The following is a 19,624-nucleotide window of genomic DNA, read 5'->3' as shown; positions in this document are numbered from 1 at the left end:
GCTCGCGGCGCCGGGCGCCGGGCGCCCGGCCGAGGTCGGTGCACGCCGGCCCCTGTGCCCATCGGCGCCGGCGGCCTCGGTCACGGGTGGGCGCTCGTGCCTTCGTAGCCATTGCGGCTCATGCCGCCGCCGGCCGAATCGAGGAACTCCGCGTGGGCCACGCACATGTGGCACAGAGGGCGCCAGCGGGGCCGGTACCCGGGGTGACCGGAAAAGCGCTGCGCGGTGAGGGTGAGACGGTTCCACCACTCGGCGATGTTCTGACGCAGGGTCTGGACATGGCCGCACTGTTCCTGCATGCGCGCGAGGACCACCGGCTCCCATTCGGTGAGCAGATCGGCCAGGTGCACACAGTCGGAGACGGTGATGTCCAGCAGCCTGACAGCGGCGAAGTGGGCCTCGCCGCCCTCTTCCTGACCGGCGACCAGCTCGGCCAGCCGGCCTTCCAGGAAGGTACGCAGGGGCTCGATGTCCTCGTATCGCAGGTCGTCGGAGAACTCCAGCAGCACGGCGGGTGCCAGCAGATCGGACCTGCTCTCGTGAGTAGTCATGGCAGCACTGTGCCTCCCGTCCGGTCCAGCCGCATCGATTCGGCGCTATATCACACTTTGTCCCATCAGATCGGGGGGAACCGCTGCCGTTCGCTCACACCATGGACGGGCCACTGACAGACTTCCCCCGCAGCACGGCCCGTCCGGGCGAGCGAACGCCCCCTCCGGCTCGGCGTGCTCAGTCGGCCACGTTCGGGCGGTCGGCGGCGGCGACGAGGTCGGCGAAGGTGAGCGGTTCGTCCGGGGCCGGACCCGAAGCCGGGCCGGAAGCCGGCGTGGCCCGCGTGGCCGGCGCCGCCTGCGTGGTCAGACCGTCGAGGGCGAGGTCGAGGTGGCGGTGCAGCAGCGCACCGTCCGCGTCGAGCCCGGAGAGACCGCCGGGCAGAGGGCGCGACAGCCGGACCGACAGAAGGATCAGGTCGCCCGACCCCACCTCGGGGCGCAGCCGGCCGGAGTCGTGCGCCGCGCGGATCAGACGGTCGAGCGCCGCCGACGTACGGGTCCGGCTGTCGATCAACTCCTGGTCGACGACGAGCTGTTCGAGCAGGACCGGAATCACCGCACCCATCCGGAGGTCGGCGGCCTCGTGGACGAAGCGCCGCACCGCCCCGAACGCGTCCCCTTCCTCCTGCCCCGCCCGATGGGCCGCGGCCTCAAGGCGTGAGAGCAGGTCACCGGTGAGATCGCGTACGAGCGCCTCGCGGTCGGCATAGCGGCGGTAGAGCGTGGCCGGCCCCACACCCGCCCTGCGCACGATCAGGTCCAGCGGAGCCCCCAGCCCCCGCTCCAGGAACACATCGCGGGCGGCATCCAGGATCCGTCGTCTGCTGCGTTCGGCGTCCGCCCGCATGAGACCCACCTTCCATCAATGAACCGGAGAGCTTCTCTCCGCCTATGCTAGCGTGCCGCGTGTCCGCACGGTCATCGACGGTGTCGAGTACGCGGACGAGGGCCACGAGGAATACCCCGTGCGCATCGGCGGCACCGGACGCCTCGCCGACGGCACCGAGTTCGCCCGTGTCATGCACGAGTTCGGCGACGGTCCCGACGGTCTGCGCATCCGTCTGACCATCCAGTTCCCGGCCAACGCTCCCGAGCACGTCTTCGTCGGACACCAGCGGCACTTCGCGTGCGAGTTCACCAACTGGCTGGAAGGCGCGCACGCCCAGGCGTGAGCCCCCTCCGCACACACGGGCGGGGATCATGACGTTCATGGCGTCCCCGCCCGGACCGCCGGTCCGCCGGACATCTCAATCCCGCCGTCACCGTCGCACTGTGGGGCTCGGCGCCTTCCCGGCCCGCGCCGTCGTTCCGTACGTCATGGCCCAACTGGCCGGTTCCGTCGCGGGAGCGGCGCTCGGCCGGCCTGTCCGGGGACCGGCGCTGTCCCGCCGGCCGGTCGGCTGCGCGACCGTCCACGCCGACCCGCTCATGGCCCGCCGGAGCGGTGCTCACGGCGGAGACCGGAGTCCTCGTCCTGCCGACGATGACGCTGTCCGTCCTCCCGGCACACCCGGCCGGCCGCAGGCTGCCCCCCCCCCTGCGCGGTGGGCCTCGCCACCGCGGTCATCATCGCGACGCTCGGCCCCGTCCGTGGCGGATCGGCCAATCCGGCGCGGCAGTTCGGTCCGGCGCTCCTGGCCCAGCACCCCACCCATCCGTGGATCCACCTGCTCAATCCGGAGCTCGGCGCGGTGCTGGGAGCGGCCCTGGTGGCTCCCGCCAGGCTCCGGACCGCACCGCGGCCCCGGCGCTGACGACCGGGGACGCCATCGCTCCGCTACCGCGGCGGTCCGGAACGCCGGGCCCACGCCGGTGTCCAGATCTCGCCGTCGGGACGGGTGGGACGGGTGGCGACGAGATGGGCGCGGAGGGCGATGAGGGCGGGGTGCTGGTTGTCGGCGCGCCAGAGCAGTGAGTGCGGGTAGACGGGGGTCGGGTCGCGCAGCGGGATGAGTCGCAGGTCGTGGCCGGCGGGCCAGACGAGCGGAGTCTGCTCGCTGACGAAGGTCGCCAGGGTGGCGGAGTCCGCGATCGTGTCGAGGAGGTGCTCGATTCCGAAGTCGGGGCCGATCGGGTCGATGGTGAACCCGAATTCGGTGGCGAGTGCGTCGTAGTAGGCGGCCCACTCGGTTCCGGGGCGGTTGCCGGGCATCCAGATCCGGCGCCCGGCGAGCCGGCCGAGGGCGACGGTGGGAGCCGGGGCGAACTCGTGGGCCGGACCGGTGAACAGACGGAGCGGCTCGTCGAGGACAGGGGTGGACTCGATGCCGTCGGGCAGCCGTCGGCCGGGCATGGTCACGGCCCGGAAGGTCGCGTCGATCGTGCCGGACAGGATGGCGGCGACGGCCGCGTCCGAGTCGAGCAGGGTCACGACATCGAGCTCGACGTCGGGGTGTGCGCGGTGGAATCCGCGCAGCAGCCCGGCCACCGAGAGACGGCGGCCGATCACGTCGACACGCAGTGCGCGGCTGCCCGGCCGTACGGAGGCGGCGGCCCGCTCCTCGGCCCGGAGCAGAGTGCGGGCATGGGGCAGGAACGCCTGCCCGTCGATGGTGAGCCGGGCTCCGCGCGCGGTGCGGTGGAACAGCCGCACCCCGAGGTCGGTCTCCAGCGCGGCGATGCGCTTGGAGACGGCCTGTGGAGTGATCGACAAGGCGACGGCGGCTTCCTGGAACTGCTCCGCGTCAACGGCGGTGACGAAGGTGCGCACAGCGGTGAGATCCACGCCGACATCATAGGGACTCAACCAATCATTGAGTAACAGCGGCCATATGGTTGTTTGATTCCCACTCTCCCGGCTCGCTTTGATGTCTCCGGTCAACGTCTGGTTTCGCAGCGGCTCGGCGGCGGGTGACCAGCCGCCGCCTCCGCCGACGCGCTCGCCCCGGAGGTGCCCCACCCGTGCCGGATTCTTTCGTCCATCTGCACAACCACACCGAGTACTCGATGCTGGACGGCGCGCAGAAGCTGAAACCGATGTTCGGCGAGGTCGCCCGGCAGCGCATGCCCGCGATCGCCATGAGCGACCACGGCAACATGTTCGGTGCCCATGAGTTCGCCCAGGTCGCGAAGGGTTTCGAGGGCATCACGCCGATCATCGGCATCGAGGCGTACGTGGCCCCTTCCTCGCGGTTCGCCCGGAAGCAGGAGTTCTGGGGGCCGGGAGGACGCCGTGCCGTCGGCGCCGGCGGTGAGGGGTCGAAGGATGTCGCGGGCGGCGGCCGCTTCACCCATATGACGATGTGGGCGCGGAATGTCCAGGGGCTGCGGAACCTGTTCCGGCTCAGCACACAGGCCAGTTACGAGGGCCAGTTCCCCGCCGGGAAGCCGCGCATGGACCGGGAGCTGATCGCTGAGCGGCCGGAGGGCATCATCGCCACCACCGGCTGTCCGTCCGGCGAGATCCAGACCCGTCTGCGGCTGAACCAGTACGACGAGGCGAAGGCCGCCGCAGCGGCGTACCAGGAGATCTTCGGCCGCGAGAACTACTTCCTGGAAGTGATGGACCACGGCCTGGACATCGAACGGGAGGTCCGCGGCGGGCTGCTGCGCCTGGCCGGGGAGCTCGGCATCCCGCTGCTGGCCACCAATGACGCGCATTACGTCACCGAGGACCAGGCCGACGCCCACGACAGCCTGCTGTGCATCGGCGTCGGCAGGAACAAGGACGACCCGGACCGCTTCCGCTTCAACGGCTCCGGCTACTACCTCAAAACGGCCGCCGAGATGCGTGCCCTCTTCTCGGAGATTCCGGAGGCCTGCGACAACACACTCCTGATCGCCGAGCGCATCGAGTCCTACGACGAGGTCTTCGACTACGCCGACGAGATGCCACGCTTCCCCGGCGTACCCGAAGGCGAGACCCAGGAGTCATGGCTGCGCGGGGAAGTTCTCAGGGGCCTGGCCCTGCGCTACGGAAGCCCCGTCCCCCAGCACGTCCTGGACCGCTTCGAGACCGAGATGGCGGTCATCGGCCCCATGGGCTTCAGCTCGTACTTCCTCGTCGTCGCGGACATCTGCCGTCACGCCCGGGAGAACAGGATTCCCCTCGGTCCGGGCCGCGGCTCGGCCACGGGCTCCATCGTCGCGTACGCCACCCGGATCACCGAACTGTGCCCGCTCGAACACGGCCTCCTGTTCGAGCGGTTCCTCAACCCCGAACGCATCAACCCGCCGGACGTCGACCTCGACTTCGACGACCGTCAGCGCGACAGAATGGTCCGCTACGTCACCGAGAAGTACGGCGACGAGTACACCGCCATGGTGAACACGTTCGGCAGGATCAAGGCCAAGAACGCGACCAAGGACTCCTCACGGATCCTGGGCTACCCCTTCTCCCACGGGGAGCGGATCACCAAGGCGCTCCCACCGGACCAGAACGGCAGGTCCGCCCCGCTGGCAGCCGTCTTCGACCCCTCGCACGAGCGGTACGGCGAGGCCGGGGAGGTCCGGCGGATGTACGAGAGCGAACCCGATGTGAAGCGGGTGATCGACACCGCCCTGGGGGTGGAGGGGCTGACGCGCGGGACGGGTGTGCACGCCGCCGCGGTGATCCTGTCCAAGACGAGGCTGACCGACCGTATCCCGCTGCACATGCGTGCCTCGGACGGTGTACGGATCACCGGGTTCGACTATCCGTCGTGCGAGGCGATGGGACTCGTCAAGATGGACTTCCTGGGGCTGCGGAACCTGGGAGTCATCGATCAGGCCATCGAGAACATCCGCGAGAACCGGGGGGTCGGCCTCGCCACCGTGGACCCCATGGACAGCGGCTCCCGCGACACCGTGATCCCGCTCGACGACGCGAGGACTTACCGGCTGCTGGCCGAGGGGAACACGTTCGGGGTGTTCCAGCTCGACGGCGGCGGCATGCGGGTCCTGCTGAAGCAGATGGAGCCCACCCGGTTCGAGGACATCGCGGCGGTCAACGCCCTCTACCGCCCGGGTCCGATGGCGGCGAACGCGCACACCAACTACGCGCACCGCAAGACCGGCCGCCAGGAGATCACTCCGATCCACCCCGAGCTGCGCGAGGCCCTGGAGCCGATCCTCGGCAACACCTTCCATCTGCTCGTCTACCAGGAGCAGATCATGGCCATCGCCCGGGAACTGGCCGGGTACACGCTGGGCGGCGCCGACCTGCTGCGCCGGGCGATGGGCAAGAAGAAGCCGGAGGTGCTGGCCGCGGAGTGGGACAAGTTCCACCGCGGCATGCGGGGCAACGGCTACGGCGAGGAGGCCGTCAAGGCGCTCTGGGACGTCATGCTGCCGTTCTCCGGCTATGCGTTCAACAAGTCCCACACCGCCGGATACGGCCTCGTCTCGTACTGGACCGCCTACCTCAAGGCCAACTATCCGGCCGAGTACATGGCGGCCCTGCTCACATCCGTCGGCGACGACAAGGACAAGGCCGCGGTCTACCTCGCCGACGCCCGCAAGAACGGCGTCCGGGTCCTCCAGCCCGATGTGAACGAGTCCGTCGCGGAGTTCACGGCCGTGGGCGACGACGTGCGGTTCGGGCTGCGGTCGGTGCGCAACGTGGGCGACAACGTCATCGACGCCGTCGTCGGCGCCCGCCGTGCCAGGGGGAGGTTCACCTCCTTCTCCGACTTCCTGGACAAGGCCGCCCTGCCGGCCCTGAACAAGAGGGCCGTCGAGTCCCTGGTCAAGGCCGGCACGTTCGATTCGCTGGGGCATTCGCGCAAGGGCCTCACCGCCATCCACGAGGAGGCCATCGACGCGGTCATCCCCGTGAAGAGAGCGGCCGTCTTCGGGCAGGACGATCTCTTCGCCGGACTGGGCGGGAAGGAGGACGGCGGGCCGGCGTTCGGCCTGGACTTCCCCGTCGACGACGCCGAGTGGCCCCGTCACCGGCTGCTGGCGACCGAACGCGAGATGCTCGGCCTGTACGTCTCCGCCCATCCGCTGGACGGCGCCGAGCACATTCTTTCCGGCGCCCGCGACTGCTCCGTCGCCGAACTCCTCGCCTCCGGCCGCACCGCCGGGGACGTACAGCTCTCCGGACTGATCACCGGCATCCAGCTGAAGGTCACCAAACAGGGCAACGCCTGGGCCATCGTGAATCTTGAGGACCGGGACGCCGGGATCGAGGTCCTCTTCTTCCCGGCGTCCTATCAGCTCGTGCGGCATGCGCTGGCCGAGGACAACGTCGTCTCCGTCAGGGGCAGGATCGAGGACCGCGACGGCACCGTGCACATCTTCGGCAGCCAACTGCGGGTGCTGGACGTGTCCGCGGCCGAGCACGGCGGGCGGCCTCCCGTACGGCTCGCGCTGCCCGCCCACCGCGTCACCGAGCGGTCCGTGAGCGACCTGAAGAGAATCCTCACGGACCACCCGGGAGACAGCCCGGTCCATCTCAGCGTGCGCGGCGCGCGGAAGACCACCGTCTACGCCTTGGACGCCACGGTGAACGCCGCCACCGTCGCCTCCGATGTGAAGGGCACGTTCGGGGCCGAGGCGTGGGTGGGCCTCGCCTGATGCCGGGGAGGCCTCACAGCACCTTGAAGGCCTCCCCGATCGCCCGGCAGGTGGCGTCGAGGTCGTCGTCCGACACGGTGGCGGGCACGAACCAGCAGGCCATGCCGTAGGCGTTGGTGTGCACACCACGTGTGAGCAGCTCGTGGCGGAAGGCGTCGTAGCGGGGCTGGTCGGCCCGCAGCAGGTCCCGGTACTGGCGGGTGGGCGTGCCGTCCGGGGAGAAGACGACCTGGAACATGGCTCCGACGCCCTGTACCGCGCAGGGGACGCCTGCGTCATGAGCCGCGCGTCGCACGGTTTCCATCACACGGCGGCCGGTCTCGTCGATCCGTTTGGTGACGGCGGGATCGTTCAGGGCACGCAGCGTCACAAGGGCGGCCGTGGCGCACAGCGGCGACGCGTTGTAGGTCCCGCCGTGCTTGACCCGCGCCAGAGCCAGCGGCTCCATCACCTCGCGGCGCCCGGCGAAGGCGGCGATCGGGAGCCCGCCGCCCAGCGCCTTGGAGAAGACCGCGAGGTCGGGGACCACCCCGAAGAGGGTCTGCGCTCCCCCGGGACCCGTCCGGAATCCGGTGCAGACCTCGTCGAAGATCAGCACGATCCGGCGGGCGGTGCACTCCTCGCGCAGCAGGTCCAGGAATCCCGGGTCGGGCATGGTGCAGGCGTTGTTGGCCACGATGGGTTCGCAGATGACGGCGGCGAGTTCGGGGTGGGCGTCGAGGACGTCCCGCAGTGCGGCGGGGTCGTTCCAGGGGCAGACCACCACATCGTCCACGACACCCGCCGGGATGCCGGGCGAGTGGGGCACGGGGTGCGGGGTGCCGTAGGGACCGGCTTCGGCGACGGTGGGACGGTTGGAGATGGCGAGGGTGTCGGACCAGCCGTGGTAGTGGCCCTCGAACTTCAGGATCCTGGACCGTCCGGTGTATCCGCGTGCCGCGCGCACCGCGCCCTGTACCGCTTCGCTGCCCGAGTTCGCGAAGCGGACCAGATCCGCGCAGGGCACCATCCGGCAGATCAGCTCTGCCAGTTCGACCTCGGGCACGTTGCAGGTGCCGAACATCGTGCCGCTGTGCAGTACGTCGGTGAGGGCGTCGGTGAGGAGCGGAGAGGCGTGCCCCAGGATGGCGCTGCCGTAGGAGATGAGGTAGTCGATGTACTCGTTGCCGTCGACGTCCCGGATGCGGGAGCCCGATCCGCTGTGCATGTAGAGCGGATAGGGGTGCGGTCCGGTCGAGGTCAGACGGGCGGACGAACTGATCCCGCCGGCCAGGGACGCCTGCGCCCGCTCGAACCAGGATCGGCTGCCGTCGGTTCCGCCGAGCGCCGGAAAAGCGTCATTCATCGCTGCTCCTGTTTGGATGAGAAAGCCGTGGGACACGCTCCGGGAGCCATGCGTCGAGAAGGTGGCTCACGGAAAGAGGGTGTGTGCGACATGACGGTGAGAACGGCGATAGTCACGGGGGCCGGGAGCGGCATCGGGCGGGCCTGCGCGCTGGGGCTGCTGGCCGACGGGTGGACGGTCGTGCTCACCGGCCGCCGGGCCGCCCCCCTGGCAGAGACGGCCGCCCTCGCGCCCGAGCGGGACCGGGAGCGCGCTGTCGCGGTCCGCGCCGACATCACCGACCCGGCGGCCGTCGATGGCCTGTTCGCCGCGGTGGAGGACCGGTTCGGCCGGCTCGACCTGCTGTTCAACAACGCCGCCGACACCATGCCGTACACCGCGACCGAGGACGTGAGCGCCGAGGACTGGCACCGCGTCATGGACTCGATCGCCACCGGTACCTTCCTCTGTTCCCGGGCCGCGTTCCGGATGATGAAGGCGCAGTCCCCGCGCGGCGGCCGGATCATCAACAACGGTGCCCCTTCCGCCCAGGCCCCCCGGCCCGACTCGATCGCCTTCACCGCCGCCAAGCACGCGGTGGCCGGACTGACGCGTTCGCTCTCCCTCGACGGCCGCCGCCACGACATCTCCTGCGGCCAGATCGACATCGGCAATGTGACCCCGTACGACCGGCCGCAGCCCGCCGTACGCCAGGCGGACGGCTCGCTGCGGGCCGAGCCGACCATGGATATGCGCCATGTCGTCGACATGGTCCGTGCCATGGCCGCACTACCCGCCGGGGTGAACATTCAGTCCGTCCTGGTCATGCCGAGCTCCATGCCGTACGTCGGCCGGGGATAGCCCCGCGACATACGCCTTCACCCATCGGCCCGGGACCAGCTGCCCGGCCTGCTGCCAGGCCAGCATCCGGTGGAGGCCGTCCAGATGGATCAGCCCCTCGCGCACCGTCAGCGCTTCGTAGTCCGCCCCGGGCACCGCACTGGTGCTGAGGAAGAGTGCCCGGGGCGGGGCATGGGTCTGACGTGCCAGCTTGAGGCCGCACAGCGGATTGGTACGGGCGTACGAGGACCCCAGCGCGGCGAGCCGGGACGCCGCCGCGGCCACGGTGAGCCCGGTCCTCGGGATCAGCTCGACATCGCCGCCCTCCCCCAGGTGCCACGGCAGGACGACATCGAGCACTTCGGTGCCCTCCAGCAGCACCTCGTGCCAGCGTCCGCCCAGGGTCGACTGCGCGTTGCGGATATGGGTCTCGGCCTCGTCGTTGGAGTTGGCCCCGTCATTCCGGTCGTACGGGTGTTCCCGGCTGAAGCGCCTCATGAGTGCGTCGAACGTGACGGCTTCCAGCACCTTCATGCCGGTGTTCCCCTGCCTGTGCGGACGAATTCGCTGAAGTGCCGGTCGGAGAAGAGCTCCGGCCAGCGTCCCTGGCCCAGACCCCGGTCCCGGCCCGCGGACAGCACCCTGCGCCAGTACGGCTTGACCGGGGGCCACAGCGTGCCCGTCCGGCAGTACGACGCGTCGATCATGTACCGGGGGTCCCCGCCCGTCGCCGGACCGGGCGCGGCGCGCCGGGTGTGGAACAGCGCGGAGTGCAGCAGCACGGTGGAGCCCGGCGGAAGCTCGTCGATGAGGACTTCGCCCGGCTGCCAGGCGGTGCCGAGGTGGTTCCAGGCGTCCTTCTCGGCCACCTGCCCGTGCGATCCGGGCATGACGGCGAGGGAGCCCATGGCGGGCGTGAGCCCACCGATGTAGTGCAGAGCGTGGATCATGGGGTGGTCGCGGTCCCGCTGAGGGCTCTGTTCGTAGTCGTGGTGCCAGTTCTTGCCGCTGCCGCCGGGCGGGCGACGGTCGCTGTGCAGGTGATGGAAGACGAAGTCGGCCCCCAGCAGACGGTCGTCACCGAGCAGTTCCAGCAGCGGGGTGCAGGAGGCGAGTTCCCCGTGCGCCTCCATCTCCAGCTCCACCGTCGGCGGCGGGGCGCATTCGCCCGGCCGCAGGCACGCGTCGATGGATATCTGCCGCAGGCCCGTGTCGACCCACCGGTCGACCTCGGGCACGAGCCGCCCGACCAGACCGGGAGGAAGGAATCCGGGCAGTACCAGGTAGCCGCTCTTGTCGAAGTTCTCCAGCTGCGCATCCACATCCATGAAGCCGATCACGCGAGGAACCCCCCAGTATTCACCGAGCTGCCGATAGAAATACCGCCGAACGTCCGGTGCTTTCTATCCCACTGGTTCATGGGGCACTCCTGAACAACTGACAATGGCCAAACGCCATTACCTTGGCCGGAACCGGGCATCCGCGCGCCGGGCGGGCCCGCCCGGCGCGGCGTCCGCGGAGCCTGTGACTCCGCGGCGCGGACTCCTCACCTTCCAGGAGGCTTCAGGCTGTTGAGAAGGGCTCGGAGCACCGCGAGGCGGTGGGCGCGGAGCCGGTCGGCCGCCTTCGAGCGCGCTGTCGGACGAAGAGCCTCGCGGGTCGCGTGGATGGTCAGCACACCGAGGATCAGCCGGACCGCGGGGCCGCTGACCGCGGCAGCCACCAGCATCCACGCCGCACCGCTCATGTCTGTCGGGAGCATCGTCGATCACACCTCCACCATGGGGAGGACCCGGTCTAGCGCGATCGTCGGACGGTGCGCAGCCCCGCAGGCGCGCGGTAGCGGCCGGCACGGTGATACCTCCGCGCAGCCGCGCGCCTTCCGGCGGAACGCGGCCCGGGGAAGTATGCGGGCATGGCAAACGTGAACGAGCCGCGCACTCCCTGGGTCAAGGGGCCGAAGCGCGAGCTTCCCTTCCCCTACGACCGGGACCTCTCCGGGGTGCTGCGGCATCTCAACCGGCGTACCCGTACTTTCCGTTCCCGGCTGGCGAACGACCCGGTCACGGCCGCGTATCTGGCGGCCGGTATGCGTCTGCTGGGGCAGCACCTCGGTCCCGGATCCCCGGGGCGGGCGCAGGGGGAGCGCCCGTTCCTCAGCTTTCTCTCGCAGCGCGCGATCGCCGCCGAGGTCGCCAACAACCCCCGCCCGTTTCCGCGGCAGGGCACCGTGGCGATGCTGCGGGACCGCTGGAGCGCGCAGTCGGCGTACGTCGCCGATCTGATCAACTTCGCGGTGTGGCGGGAGAACTACCGGCCCGAGTACCGCGAGCAGCGCGACGCGAACACCAGGATGCTGGTGAACGGGCCGGACTTCGTGCGCGCGGTGCACGAGACGGCGTACCGGCACACCGCCGACGGCACCGCCATGCCGTCCGTACGGCTCGGCCTGGCCCTCATGACCTCGGCCGAGGGCGACGAGGAGATCGCGCAGGCCGTCTGCGCCATGTACGAGGACTATCTCGGTTCGTGGAAGGAGCTGTACAGCGCCGTGATGCGGGAGCGCGGCCTGCGGCTGCGTCCGGGGCTCACCCTCGACGACCTGGCCAACGCCCTCTCCGCGACGACGGACGGAATGACGCTGCGCGCCATCGGTGACCCCGCTTCCGGTGTCGTCGACCACGCGAACCGCCGCTCCCTCATGGGTACGGTCGCTCTCGCCGTGATCCACGCGTTCCTCGAACCGGACGAGGACGCGAGCGGTCTCACACTGGAACAGGCCGTCTCGATGAGATTCGACGCCTGACCCGACACGGGTCAGGCCGGGGAGGCAGGACCGATCCCGCGTGCGCCCAGCCCGTCCAGGACCAGATCGGCCAGCGCACGCGGCAGATCCTCGTCCAACGGCTCACGGGTCAGCAGCGCCCTGCTGTGGAGGGGTGCGATCAGCGCTTCGAGGGCGACGCGCGGATCCGTCCCGGCGCGGAGTTCGCCGCGTGCGATGCCCCGTTCGACCATCGCACCGGCCAGCTCCAGCCTCGACCGCCAGAACTCCTCACGGGCCGCGGCCAGTTCGGGGTCGTCCACGGTGATCACGGCGGCGCGGGCGAGCGCTCCGCCCAGCGGACTGTTGAGGTAGTCCACCACCAGGGCGGCGAAGGCGCGCAGGTCCTCACGCACCGAACCCGTGTCCGGCACCGGGATGCGGCGGTCACTGACGGCGAGCAGCGCGTCGGTGATCAGGTTCTCGCGGGTGCGCCAGCGACGGTAGACGGACGTCTCGTTCACTTCGGCCCTCGCGGCGACGTCGGCGAAGCTGAATCCGGTCACCCCGTTCTCCACCAGCGCGTCGACGGCCGCGTCCAGCACGGCCTGGCGCACGCGCGCACCCCGGCCGCCCGGACGGCGCCGGATTTCACCCTCGGTCATGTGCATCACTCCTCGCACCCATACTAACGCCAGACTTCTTGCTTTTAGCGCCGAAGTGATCCATGGTGCTTAAAGCAAGATTTCCCGCTTTTAGCGTTGCCCAGGGTGACGCGCAAGGAGTCGACATGTCGTACGTATGGCCTCTGGACCCCCGTGACCTGTTCGTGGAGCGGTACCCGCAGATGACCGGCTTCGGACTGCCCGACGAGGACGTCGACGCGACCCGTGCCGCGATCGTGGACATGTGGCCGGACGCGCCGGGCGGCTGGGTTCACGAGTGGACACGGCTCGCCGACCGCTACGCCGGCGCCGGCCGCCACGACCTGGCGGTGCTCGCCCACGGCTGGGCGAAGTTCCCCACCCTGGCCGACGAGCCCAAGCGCGCCGCGCTGGCCCGGCAGGCCCAGCAGTACGAACTCTCCGCGCCCGGCTTCCCGGTGGACTTCGAGCGGCGCGTCCTCACCGTCCCGTACCGGGGCGGCACGGCGCGGGTGACGATCCACATCCTGGCGGTGCCCGGTCTGCCCGCCGACGCCCCCGTCACCCTCGCGAGCGGCGGGGTGGACTCCTGGAAGATGGACCTCCACCCGCTGTGGGTCCAGCTCGCCCAGCTCTCACAGACCCGGGTCATCGCGTTCGACCTCGCGGGAACGGGCGAGACCAGCCACATCCCCATGACCCCCGATGGCGGTACCGAGATCATCGAGGGGGTGATCGCCGAGGCCCGCGGGATCAGCGACGGCAAGGTGGCGCACTTCGGGATCTCCATGGGCGGCTACTACTCCGCCCGCACCGGACTCACCGGCGCGGTGGACGCCTCCATCGTCCTGGGCGGGCCGGTGGAAGCGGCGTTCGCGCCCGGCCGCGGATTCGCGTACGGCATGGAGGGAATCGTCGGCAACGCGCTCGGCTTCAGCCGTCCCCCGACCCCCGACGAGCAGAGCGACGCGTTCTCCCGGTTCGACCTGCGCCCGCTGCTCGACCAGGACACCCAGGTGCCCATGCTGGTGATCAACGGGGCCGACGACGTCCACATCCCCCAGCAGGACACGCTCGTCTTCGGGGGCCGCCGGGACACCCGGGTCGAACTCGTCCCCGGCACCGGCCACTGCGCCATCTCCAGGCTGCCCGAGGTGCTGCCCGTCATCGTCGACTGGCTCAAGCAGACCCTGAACGGCTGACCCGCCCCTCACCCACCCGTGCCCGGCCGGTGCCGCGAACGGCATCGCCTTCCCCCGGCGATGCCGTCCGCGGCACCGGCCGGATCCATACGCGACCCGGCGGCGGCCCGCTCAGCGCCGGGTGGACGGCCGGCCCGCCGACTGCCGCGCTCCGACGACCGCGAGCACCGCATCCGCCAGCGCCGGTACGGACCGGCCGCCGGCGTCGAGCCGGTCCAGGCCCAGCCGGTCGGCGGACTCCACCATGAGGTCCTGATAGCGCTCCGTACGCGCCAGGAACTTCTCCATCAGATACCGCTCCCCCTCCGCCGCCCGCTCGTATCCACCGGCCTGGTGCACCCGGGCGCGTACGAGGTCCATGTCCGCGGTGAGCCATACGGCGGCGGTGTGCGGGACCGTCAGTTCCGCGATCCGGGCGGGCCGGAGAGCCGAACCCTCAAGGACCAGACCGGGCCTGTCGCCGCTCCCGTCCGCATGTGAAGCGATCAGATCCTCGATGCGGGGCCACAGCGCTTCGTAGTGGTCGAGAACGGATGTGATCAGCTGATCGACCGTCAGCGACCGGTAGTGCTCGGCGACATGCGGCGGGACCCCGTGGTCCGGGGTGGCCCAGGGCCGCCCCGGGTGACGCGCCAGCCCGTCGGTCGACAGGCACACGAACCCGAGCCGTTCCGCCACCGCTCGGGCGACAGTCGACTTGCCGACATGGGACGTTCCACCGATCAGCACCACCCGCGCATCGCTCATGCCGCAAGCCTAGGCGGCGGGCCGTCCCGCCGGCGGGCCATCCGCCCCGTACTCCGGCATTCCCCGGCCGGTCCCCGGCGGCAATACTCGGTACGCCCGCCCATCAGCACACCAGCCCCGGAGGCATCACCATGGCAACGCCACCCAGGACGCCGCAGGAAGCCGGTACGACACAGGGCGCGAGCGCGGAGGCCGCGGGCCGGTTGCTGGACCGGGTGGCCGAGCGCCTCGGCGGCAGGGCGTCGGTGTCGGCCGTCTTCGGGGAGCCGGTCGTCCGCGACGGCATCACCGTCATCCCTGTGGCGTCGGCCAGAATCGGGTTCGGCGGCGGAGCCGCCCAGGAGAGCGGTGACAGGAGAACCAGCGAGGGCGGTGGAGGGGGCGGCGCCGCCACGGCGCGCCCGCTCGGGTTCATCGAGATCAGGAAAGGTGCCGCGGTCTACCGGCCGATCCGGCCCCCATGGGCCGACGCGGTCATCCCCGCGGCCCTGCTCCTGGCCGCGGTCGCCGCTCCCCGGGCCGCCCGAGCCCTCGCCGGACTCGGGCGCCGGCAAGGCTGAGGACCGTCCCGCGAGCGAGCAAACCGGCCGTCCGTCCCGGCCGGCCGGGACGCGGCTTCCTCAGGACAGCGAACTCGGCCGGCGCGGCGGCGGCACCACCCCCAGCAGCTCCCACAGCGGACGCGAGCCGCCCGCCCATGCGCCGAGAGTCCGGCGGTCCACCAGATGCAGTCGCTGCGTCCTCGCGAACTCCACGGCCGGTGCGGAGAACCGCCCATTCGTCACCAGGACGATGACGTCCCCCTTGTGCACCGGCCGTCCCGTGCCGTTGAGGACCTGTAGGTCCGGGGTGCCCACGGCCGCCCCCGCCAGGCCGTCCCGGCGGTGTTTGCACTGGATCACCCAGCGCCGGCCGTAGGGATCGGTGGCCTTGACATCGGCTCCGTTGTCCCCGGCACCCCCGACCTGGACCGCGTCCTCGCAGCCGTCACGGATCATCAGGTCCCGTATCGCGTACTCGAAGTCCCGGTGGTGCAGTTGATCGAGCCGGGCCAGCGGGTAGCGCAGCGCGCTCTCCCTCGTCCGCCGCTGCCTGTTCCGCCGGATCCTGTGCCGCTGCCACAGAACACCACCGGCCACCAGAACGGCCAGGGCCGACGGAACGGCCCAGAAGTGGTCCGAGAGCCAGTTCAGGATTCCGTCGAGAACCCACAGGCCCACGGCGGCCACCACCACGACCTCTCCCGCCCGTACCTGCTGACGCTTGCGCGAGCGGGCCGGCCGGGCTCTCCGGGACGTACAGCCGGCGGGTCCGCGTACGGAACGGCTTACGGAACGGCGCGCGGAACGCCGGGGAGGACGGTGGGAAGGCCGGCGGGCACTCACCGGCCGCTCCGGGGACGTTCCCGCGTCCTCGTCCCGTCCCGGCCGTCCCGACGTCCGTACGCATGCGTCCAGGGCATGACGCTTCCCCTCCCGGTCCGCTGCGGCTCCCCGCGCAGCGACCCCATCAAAGCAGCAGCCACTGACATTGCGTGGACGGAAGGTCACTTTCAGTTATTCGCCGGAGCCGCCGGAAGCCCGTGCTCCACTCCTGGAGCGCCCCGGGAGCGCCCCGGAAAAGCGTTTGCCCGGGGAATTCGCGCCCTGCCACTGTGACCGCATGCCTCCCCTGCGCCAGATACGCGCCCAGTACGACGCCCGGACGATCGTCGTGTATCAGGCGTACTCGCCCGCGGTCGCGGACCCGGCCCTGCGGGCCGGCCGTTTCGTGGCACCCTTCTCGTTCAGCCGCATGACATGGATCAAACCCTCGTTCCTGTGGCTCATGCATCGCAGCAACTGGGCGCGGAAGCCGGGACAGGAACGCGTCCTCGCGGTACGGATCACCCGGGAGGGGTGGGAGGAGGCTCTCTCGCAGGCCGTACTGACGACATCCGACCCGGCGCGTGTCGCCCGGGCCGCCGTTCACGTCCAGTGGGACCCGGAACGCTCGCTGCGAGGAGCGGCGCTCAACCACTACAGCATCCAAGTGGGCGTGGGCCGCGGACTGATCCGGACATTCGTCGACGACTGGATCGTCGACCTCACCGACGTCACCGCGCAGGCCCGCAGGATCGCCGGGCTCGCACAGGGCGGGCACACCGCGAAGGCCCGGCGACTGCTCCCTCCGGAGCGCGTCTGCCCGGCGCCCGCGACCACCGCCGGGCGTCTGCGCATCGACGGATGAACGTGCCCGCGGTTCCGCGGCCGGTCACACCTCCAGGATGATTGCCCGATGAATGATCACCAGCGGACAGCTCCGTCCCGGACAGCGGACGAGCGCACGTCATTGACCGGATTCCTCCAGTACCAGCGGGACACTCTCGCGATGAAGTGCGCCGGACTGGCCGCCGGCCCGCTGAGGCGGAAGGCGTGCCCGCCGTCCGGGCTGTCCCTGCTCGGACTGGTCCGGCACGCGGCCGAGGTCGAACGCAGCTGGTTCCAGTACGTCTGGAACGGGGAGGAAACAGGCCCCCACTGGCCGAGGAACGCCGATGGCTCCTTCGCCGAGTTCGACGTCGAATCGGCCGATCCCGACGAGGCGTTCATGTTCTGGCACGCCGCCTGCGCGCGCTCCCGCGCGATCGTCGCATCCGTCGACTCCCTGGACACCACCGTGCGGTGGCGCGAGGAGGTCTTCAGCCTCCGCTATGTCCTCACCCACATGATCGAGGAGTACGCGCGCCACAACGGCCACGCGGACCTTCTGCGTGAAGCCGTCGACGGCGGGACCGGAGAGTAGACGCACTACCAGGACACCTACGGCTCCCCGCCACACGTACGCGCCCCCGCTGCTCACACGACGCCAGATCGCGCCAATTCACGACCGTTCAGGCTTCATTGTCGGCCGTTTCTGACTGTTGTCCGTCATGAACGCAGAGCCAGGATGCTTGCGAGGCAGGATGTCCTCCGTGATGGGCAACCTTCCTGTCGTGAGGACCAGTTTCGTCGGCCGCAGCAGCGAACTGGCCCGCATAGAACGGGCACTCGAAGAACACCGGCTGGTCACGCTCACGGGCAGCGGGGGCGTCGGCAAGAGCCGGCTGGCGCTCCGCGCCGCGGACACCGTCGGGGACCGCTTCCCCGACGGTGTGTGGTGGACCGATCTGTCCCCGCTCTACGACGACCAGTTGCTCATCACGACGGTGTGCGACGGCGTCGGACTGCTCGACCACAGCTCGCGTCTCCCGGAGGAGGCACTGCGCGAGTGGCTGGCCGGCAGGCGGCTGCTGCTCGTCCTCGACTGCTGCGAGCGCGTCGTCACCTCCTGTCGGCGGCTCGTCGGGGAACTCCTCGACGCGGCACCGGGACTGACCGTGCTCATCACGAGCAGGCAGCCCCTCGGCGTCGAGTGGGAGCACTGCGTCGAAGTACCGCCGCTGTCGACGGGCGCGGACGAGGACGGGGCGGCGGACGGGGACCGGCCGCAGGACGAGGCGGTGCGGCTGTTCCGCGACCGCGCCGCCACCGCGGCTCCGCATCTGACGCTCGACGACCCGGACACCGCGTCGGCGGTGGTGGAGATCTGCCGCCGCCTCGAAGGGGTCCCGCTGGCCATCGAGCTGGCCTGCGCCCGGCTCCGTGAGAGCAGCGCGCGGGAGATCACCGGCCGTCTCGCCTCCCGGCTCGACGCCCTCACCGACGAGGCGCTGTGGCCCCGGCGCCACCGTACGCTGCGCACCACCATCGGCTGGAGCCATGAGCTCTGCGCGCCGCTCGAACGCCTGCTGTGGGCCAGGCTCTCCGTCTTCCGGGGGGTCGTGGGGACGGCCGACGCGGAGGCCGTGTGCTCCGGCGGGCCGCTCACCGCCGGCATCATCGCTCCCACGATGGAGCGGCTCGCCTCCCAGTCCGTCCTCCAGCGGGTCGGGGACGGTTACCGGATGCTCGACACCCTGCGCGAGTACGGTGCCATGTGGCTCGCGGAACTGGCGGAGGACCGTCCGCTCGCCGAACGCCACGCCCAGCACTTCGCCACCGTCGCGGCGCAGGCCCACGCGGGCTGGCTCGGCCCGTCCCAGGTCGCCTGGTACCGCAGGATCGCCGACACCCACGCGGACCTGTGTGCCGCCCTGGAGCACCTGCTCGCCGAGGACCCGGGGAAGGCCGTCGAGATGGCCGGATGCACCGGGCTGTTCTGGAGTTGCTGCGGCCATCTGCACCAGGCCCGCGGCTATCTCGAACGGGCCCTCACCCTGCCGCCCTCACCCGGACCGCACCACACCCGCGCCCTCTGGGCCCTCGGCATCACGCTCACGCTCCAGGGCGACCACAAGGCCGCCCGCCGGGTCGGCGAGGAGTGCAATCGCGCCGCGCGCCGCGACCAGGACGCCGAGTCGATACTCTCCGCCGCCCACAGCATCAGCTTCACCTACCTGATGATGGGCCGTCCGCAGACGGCCCACTCCGTCAGCGACCACGCGCTGCGCCATCTGCCGGACGGCGCGGACGACGCCCCCTCACAACTGCGCTGCCGGGTGATAAGGCTCTTCGCGCTCTCCGCGCTCGGCCGCCTGGACGAGGCGTACGAGGAGGCCACCCGGCTCCAGCGGATCAGCCTGCGCCACGGTGAACGCTGGGCCCGCGCCTACGCCGACCATCAGCTCGCCCTGATACACATGCTCCAGGGGCGCCCCCGGCATGCCGAAGCCCACGCGCGTTCCATGCTCGCGAGCAAGAACGACCTCCACGACAGCCTCGGCATCGCGCTCGGGCTCGACCTGCTCGCCGGGGCCATCGCCGCCCAGGGGGACGGGGTCGAGGCGGCCCGCACCTCCGGCACGGGACACACGTACTGGCGGATGATCGGCCACCCCCATCGCGGCACCCCCGAGCTCGGCGCGATCCGCGCACGGTGGGAGCGCCAGGCACGGGAGGCCGCGGGTGACACGGCATACGAGCGTGCCTACCACCGTGCCTCGGCCGACGACGCCGAGCGCGGCCTGGCCCACGCGCTGGAACGGCACCGCCCCTGAGGGCCGTGCCGTGATCCCGCCCGGTCCGCGGGCA

At 70.8% G+C, this 19,624-nt stretch carries 20 protein-coding genes; 10 read left to right on the top strand and 10 right to left on the bottom strand.

Annotated features, from left to right (window positions below; translation table 11 throughout):
• Positions 1 to 80: 80 nt before the first annotated feature.
• Together ABT170_RS23525 and ABT170_RS23520 are read right to left on the bottom strand one after the other, a co-directional pair.
• The gene (locus tag ABT170_RS23525) at positions 81 to 551 is read right to left on the bottom strand and encodes a hypothetical protein (RefSeq protein ID WP_329945016.1); all 471 of its coding nucleotides are present in this window, start codon (positions 549 to 551) and stop codon (positions 81 to 83) included.
• A gap of 178 nt (positions 552 to 729) precedes the next feature.
• On the bottom strand, positions 730 to 1,401 hold the full coding sequence (locus tag ABT170_RS23520; protein ID WP_351870429.1) for a TetR/AcrR family transcriptional regulator: 672 nt from the start codon (positions 1,399 to 1,401) through the stop codon (positions 730 to 732).
• 52 nt (positions 1,402 to 1,453) lie between these two features.
• Between ABT170_RS23520 and ABT170_RS23515 the strand changes: the two genes are divergently transcribed.
• Together ABT170_RS23515 and ABT170_RS23510 are read left to right on the top strand one after the other, a co-directional pair.
• The gene (locus ABT170_RS23515; protein WP_351870426.1) at positions 1,454 to 1,726 is read left to right on the top strand and encodes a hypothetical protein; all 273 of its coding nucleotides are present in this window, start codon (positions 1,454 to 1,456) and stop codon (positions 1,724 to 1,726) included.
• A gap of 372 nt (positions 1,727 to 2,098) precedes the next feature.
• Positions 2,099 to 2,308: an aquaporin gene (locus ABT170_RS23510; RefSeq protein WP_351870423.1), complete on the top strand. Its 210-nt coding sequence runs from the start codon at positions 2,099 to 2,101 to the stop codon at positions 2,306 to 2,308.
• Between the two features lie 23 nt (positions 2,309 to 2,331).
• Here the strand turns inward: ABT170_RS23510 and ABT170_RS23505 are convergent, their stop codons facing one another.
• On the bottom strand, positions 2,332 to 3,279 hold the full coding sequence (locus ABT170_RS23505; RefSeq protein ID WP_351870420.1) for a LysR family transcriptional regulator: 948 nt from the start codon (positions 3,277 to 3,279) through the stop codon (positions 2,332 to 2,334).
• 176 nt (positions 3,280 to 3,455) lie between these two features.
• Here ABT170_RS23505 and dnaE point away from each other — a divergent pair, with 176 nt between their 5' ends.
• Entirely contained in the window at positions 3,456 to 7,052 is a 3,597-nt protein-coding gene (dnaE, locus tag ABT170_RS23500) for a DNA polymerase III subunit alpha (protein ID WP_351870417.1), read from the top strand.
• A 13-nt stretch (positions 7,053 to 7,065) separates the two neighbouring features.
• Here the strand turns inward: dnaE and ABT170_RS23495 are convergent, their stop codons facing one another.
• Positions 7,066 to 8,397 (bottom strand): aspartate aminotransferase family protein, encoded by a 1,332-nt coding sequence (locus ABT170_RS23495; protein ID WP_351870414.1) that lies wholly within the window; start codon positions 8,395 to 8,397, stop codon positions 7,066 to 7,068.
• A gap of 90 nt (positions 8,398 to 8,487) precedes the next feature.
• Here ABT170_RS23495 and ABT170_RS23490 point away from each other — a divergent pair, with 90 nt between their 5' ends.
• Positions 8,488 to 9,237 (top strand): SDR family oxidoreductase, encoded by a 750-nt coding sequence (locus ABT170_RS23490; RefSeq protein WP_351870411.1) that lies wholly within the window; start codon positions 8,488 to 8,490, stop codon positions 9,235 to 9,237.
• Here ABT170_RS23490 and ABT170_RS23485 read toward each other — a convergent pair.
• The 3 genes from ABT170_RS23485 to ABT170_RS23475 form a co-directional block, all read right to left on the bottom strand.
• Positions 9,166 to 9,750: a DUF6309 family protein gene (locus tag ABT170_RS23485; RefSeq protein ID WP_329945023.1), complete on the bottom strand. Its 585-nt coding sequence runs from the start codon at positions 9,748 to 9,750 to the stop codon at positions 9,166 to 9,168. The two genes, ABT170_RS23490 and ABT170_RS23485, sit on opposite strands and share 72 nt — an antisense overlap.
• Positions 9,747 to 10,556 (bottom strand): phytanoyl-CoA dioxygenase family protein, encoded by an 810-nt coding sequence (locus ABT170_RS23480; protein WP_329945024.1) that lies wholly within the window; start codon positions 10,554 to 10,556, stop codon positions 9,747 to 9,749. Before ABT170_RS23480 ends, ABT170_RS23485 begins: the two co-directional genes overlap by 4 nt.
• Positions 10,557 to 10,762: 206 nt before the next feature.
• Complete coding sequence (locus ABT170_RS23475; protein WP_329945025.1) at positions 10,763 to 10,978, bottom strand: hypothetical protein; 216 nt, start codon at positions 10,976 to 10,978, stop codon at positions 10,763 to 10,765.
• Positions 10,979 to 11,131: 153 nt separating this feature from the next.
• Here ABT170_RS23475 and ABT170_RS23470 point away from each other — a divergent pair, with 153 nt between their 5' ends.
• Positions 11,132 to 12,022: a hypothetical protein gene (locus tag ABT170_RS23470; RefSeq protein WP_351870406.1), complete on the top strand. Its 891-nt coding sequence runs from the start codon at positions 11,132 to 11,134 to the stop codon at positions 12,020 to 12,022.
• An 11-nt stretch (positions 12,023 to 12,033) separates the two neighbouring features.
• On the opposite strand, the gene ABT170_RS23465 is transcribed toward ABT170_RS23470, so the two are convergent.
• Positions 12,034 to 12,645 carry a TetR/AcrR family transcriptional regulator gene (locus tag ABT170_RS23465; protein WP_351870403.1) on the bottom strand — a complete coding sequence of 204 codons (612 nt, stop codon included), beginning with the start codon at positions 12,643 to 12,645 and terminating at the stop codon, positions 12,034 to 12,036.
• A gap of 125 nt (positions 12,646 to 12,770) precedes the next feature.
• Here ABT170_RS23465 and ABT170_RS23460 point away from each other — a divergent pair, with 125 nt between their 5' ends.
• Complete coding sequence (locus tag ABT170_RS23460) at positions 12,771 to 13,826, top strand: alpha/beta hydrolase (RefSeq protein ID WP_351870400.1); 1,056 nt, start codon at positions 12,771 to 12,773, stop codon at positions 13,824 to 13,826.
• 111 nt (positions 13,827 to 13,937) lie between these two features.
• On the opposite strand, the gene ABT170_RS23455 is transcribed toward ABT170_RS23460, so the two are convergent.
• Entirely contained in the window at positions 13,938 to 14,573 is a 636-nt protein-coding gene (locus ABT170_RS23455; RefSeq protein WP_351870397.1) for a hypothetical protein, read from the bottom strand.
• 131 nt (positions 14,574 to 14,704) lie between these two features.
• Between ABT170_RS23455 and ABT170_RS23450 the strand changes: the two genes are divergently transcribed.
• Positions 14,705 to 15,133, top strand: coding sequence for a spore germination protein GerW family protein (locus ABT170_RS23450; RefSeq protein ID WP_351870395.1), 429 nt, complete (start codon positions 14,705 to 14,707; stop codon positions 15,131 to 15,133).
• Between the two features lie 60 nt (positions 15,134 to 15,193).
• Here the strand turns inward: ABT170_RS23450 and ABT170_RS23445 are convergent, their stop codons facing one another.
• Positions 15,194 to 15,808: a restriction endonuclease gene (locus ABT170_RS23445; RefSeq protein WP_329945031.1), complete on the bottom strand. Its 615-nt coding sequence runs from the start codon at positions 15,806 to 15,808 to the stop codon at positions 15,194 to 15,196.
• A gap of 427 nt (positions 15,809 to 16,235) precedes the next feature.
• Here ABT170_RS23445 and ABT170_RS23440 point away from each other — a divergent pair, with 427 nt between their 5' ends.
• From ABT170_RS23440 to ABT170_RS23430, 3 genes are all read left to right on the top strand, one after another.
• Entirely contained in the window at positions 16,236 to 16,802 is a 567-nt protein-coding gene (locus tag ABT170_RS23440) for a DUF4291 domain-containing protein (RefSeq protein ID WP_329945032.1), read from the top strand.
• 48 nt (positions 16,803 to 16,850) lie between these two features.
• A complete protein-coding gene (locus tag ABT170_RS23435) occupies positions 16,851 to 17,357 on the top strand; it encodes a DinB family protein (RefSeq protein WP_329945033.1) in 507 nt (168 codons plus the stop codon).
• Between the two features lie 172 nt (positions 17,358 to 17,529).
• Positions 17,530 to 19,590, top strand: coding sequence for an ATP-binding protein (locus tag ABT170_RS23430; protein ID WP_351870390.1), 2,061 nt, complete (start codon positions 17,530 to 17,532; stop codon positions 19,588 to 19,590).
• Positions 19,591 to 19,624 lie beyond the last annotated feature (34 nt).

Source organism: Streptomyces sp. NPDC001787, from assembly GCF_040297465.1.
Taxonomy (GTDB): domain Bacteria; phylum Actinomycetota; class Actinomycetes; order Streptomycetales; family Streptomycetaceae; genus Streptomyces.
Note: the sequence above shows the minus strand (reverse complement) of the source record. Positions and strands in the feature narration are given on the sequence as shown.

What these genes read in the sequence shown, in the direction of transcription:
- ABT170_RS23525 (WP_329945016.1), bottom strand. Translation starts at nt 551, where the DNA reads ATGACTACTCACGAGAGCAGGTCCGATCTGCTGGCACCCGCCGTGCTG.
- ABT170_RS23520 (WP_351870429.1), bottom strand. Translation starts at nt 1,401, where the DNA reads ATGCGGGCGGACGCCGAACGCAGCAGACGACGGATCCTGGATGCCGCC.
- ABT170_RS23495 (WP_351870414.1), bottom strand. Translation starts at nt 8,397, where the DNA reads ATGAATGACGCTTTTCCGGCGCTCGGCGGAACCGACGGCAGCCGATCC.
- ABT170_RS23490 (WP_351870411.1), top strand. Translation starts at nt 8,488, where the DNA reads ATGACGGTGAGAACGGCGATAGTCACGGGGGCCGGGAGCGGCATCGGG.
- ABT170_RS23485 (WP_329945023.1), bottom strand. Translation starts at nt 9,750, where the DNA reads ATGAAGGTGCTGGAAGCCGTCACGTTCGACGCACTCATGAGGCGCTTC.
- ABT170_RS23475 (WP_329945025.1), bottom strand. Translation starts at nt 10,978, where the DNA reads ATGCTCCCGACAGACATGAGCGGTGCGGCGTGGATGCTGGTGGCTGCC.
- ABT170_RS23470 (WP_351870406.1), top strand. Translation starts at nt 11,132, where the DNA reads ATGGCAAACGTGAACGAGCCGCGCACTCCCTGGGTCAAGGGGCCGAAG.
- ABT170_RS23465 (WP_351870403.1), bottom strand. Translation starts at nt 12,645, where the DNA reads ATGACCGAGGGTGAAATCCGGCGCCGTCCGGGCGGCCGGGGTGCGCGC.
- ABT170_RS23460 (WP_351870400.1), top strand. Translation starts at nt 12,771, where the DNA reads ATGTCGTACGTATGGCCTCTGGACCCCCGTGACCTGTTCGTGGAGCGG.
- ABT170_RS23455 (WP_351870397.1), bottom strand. Translation starts at nt 14,573, where the DNA reads ATGAGCGATGCGCGGGTGGTGCTGATCGGTGGAACGTCCCATGTCGGC.
- ABT170_RS23450 (WP_351870395.1), top strand. Translation starts at nt 14,705, where the DNA reads ATGGCAACGCCACCCAGGACGCCGCAGGAAGCCGGTACGACACAGGGC.
- ABT170_RS23440 (WP_329945032.1), top strand. Translation starts at nt 16,236, where the DNA reads ATGCCTCCCCTGCGCCAGATACGCGCCCAGTACGACGCCCGGACGATC.
- ABT170_RS23435 (WP_329945033.1), top strand. Translation starts at nt 16,851, where the DNA reads ATGAATGATCACCAGCGGACAGCTCCGTCCCGGACAGCGGACGAGCGC.
- ABT170_RS23430 (WP_351870390.1), top strand. Translation starts at nt 17,530, where the DNA reads ATGGGCAACCTTCCTGTCGTGAGGACCAGTTTCGTCGGCCGCAGCAGC.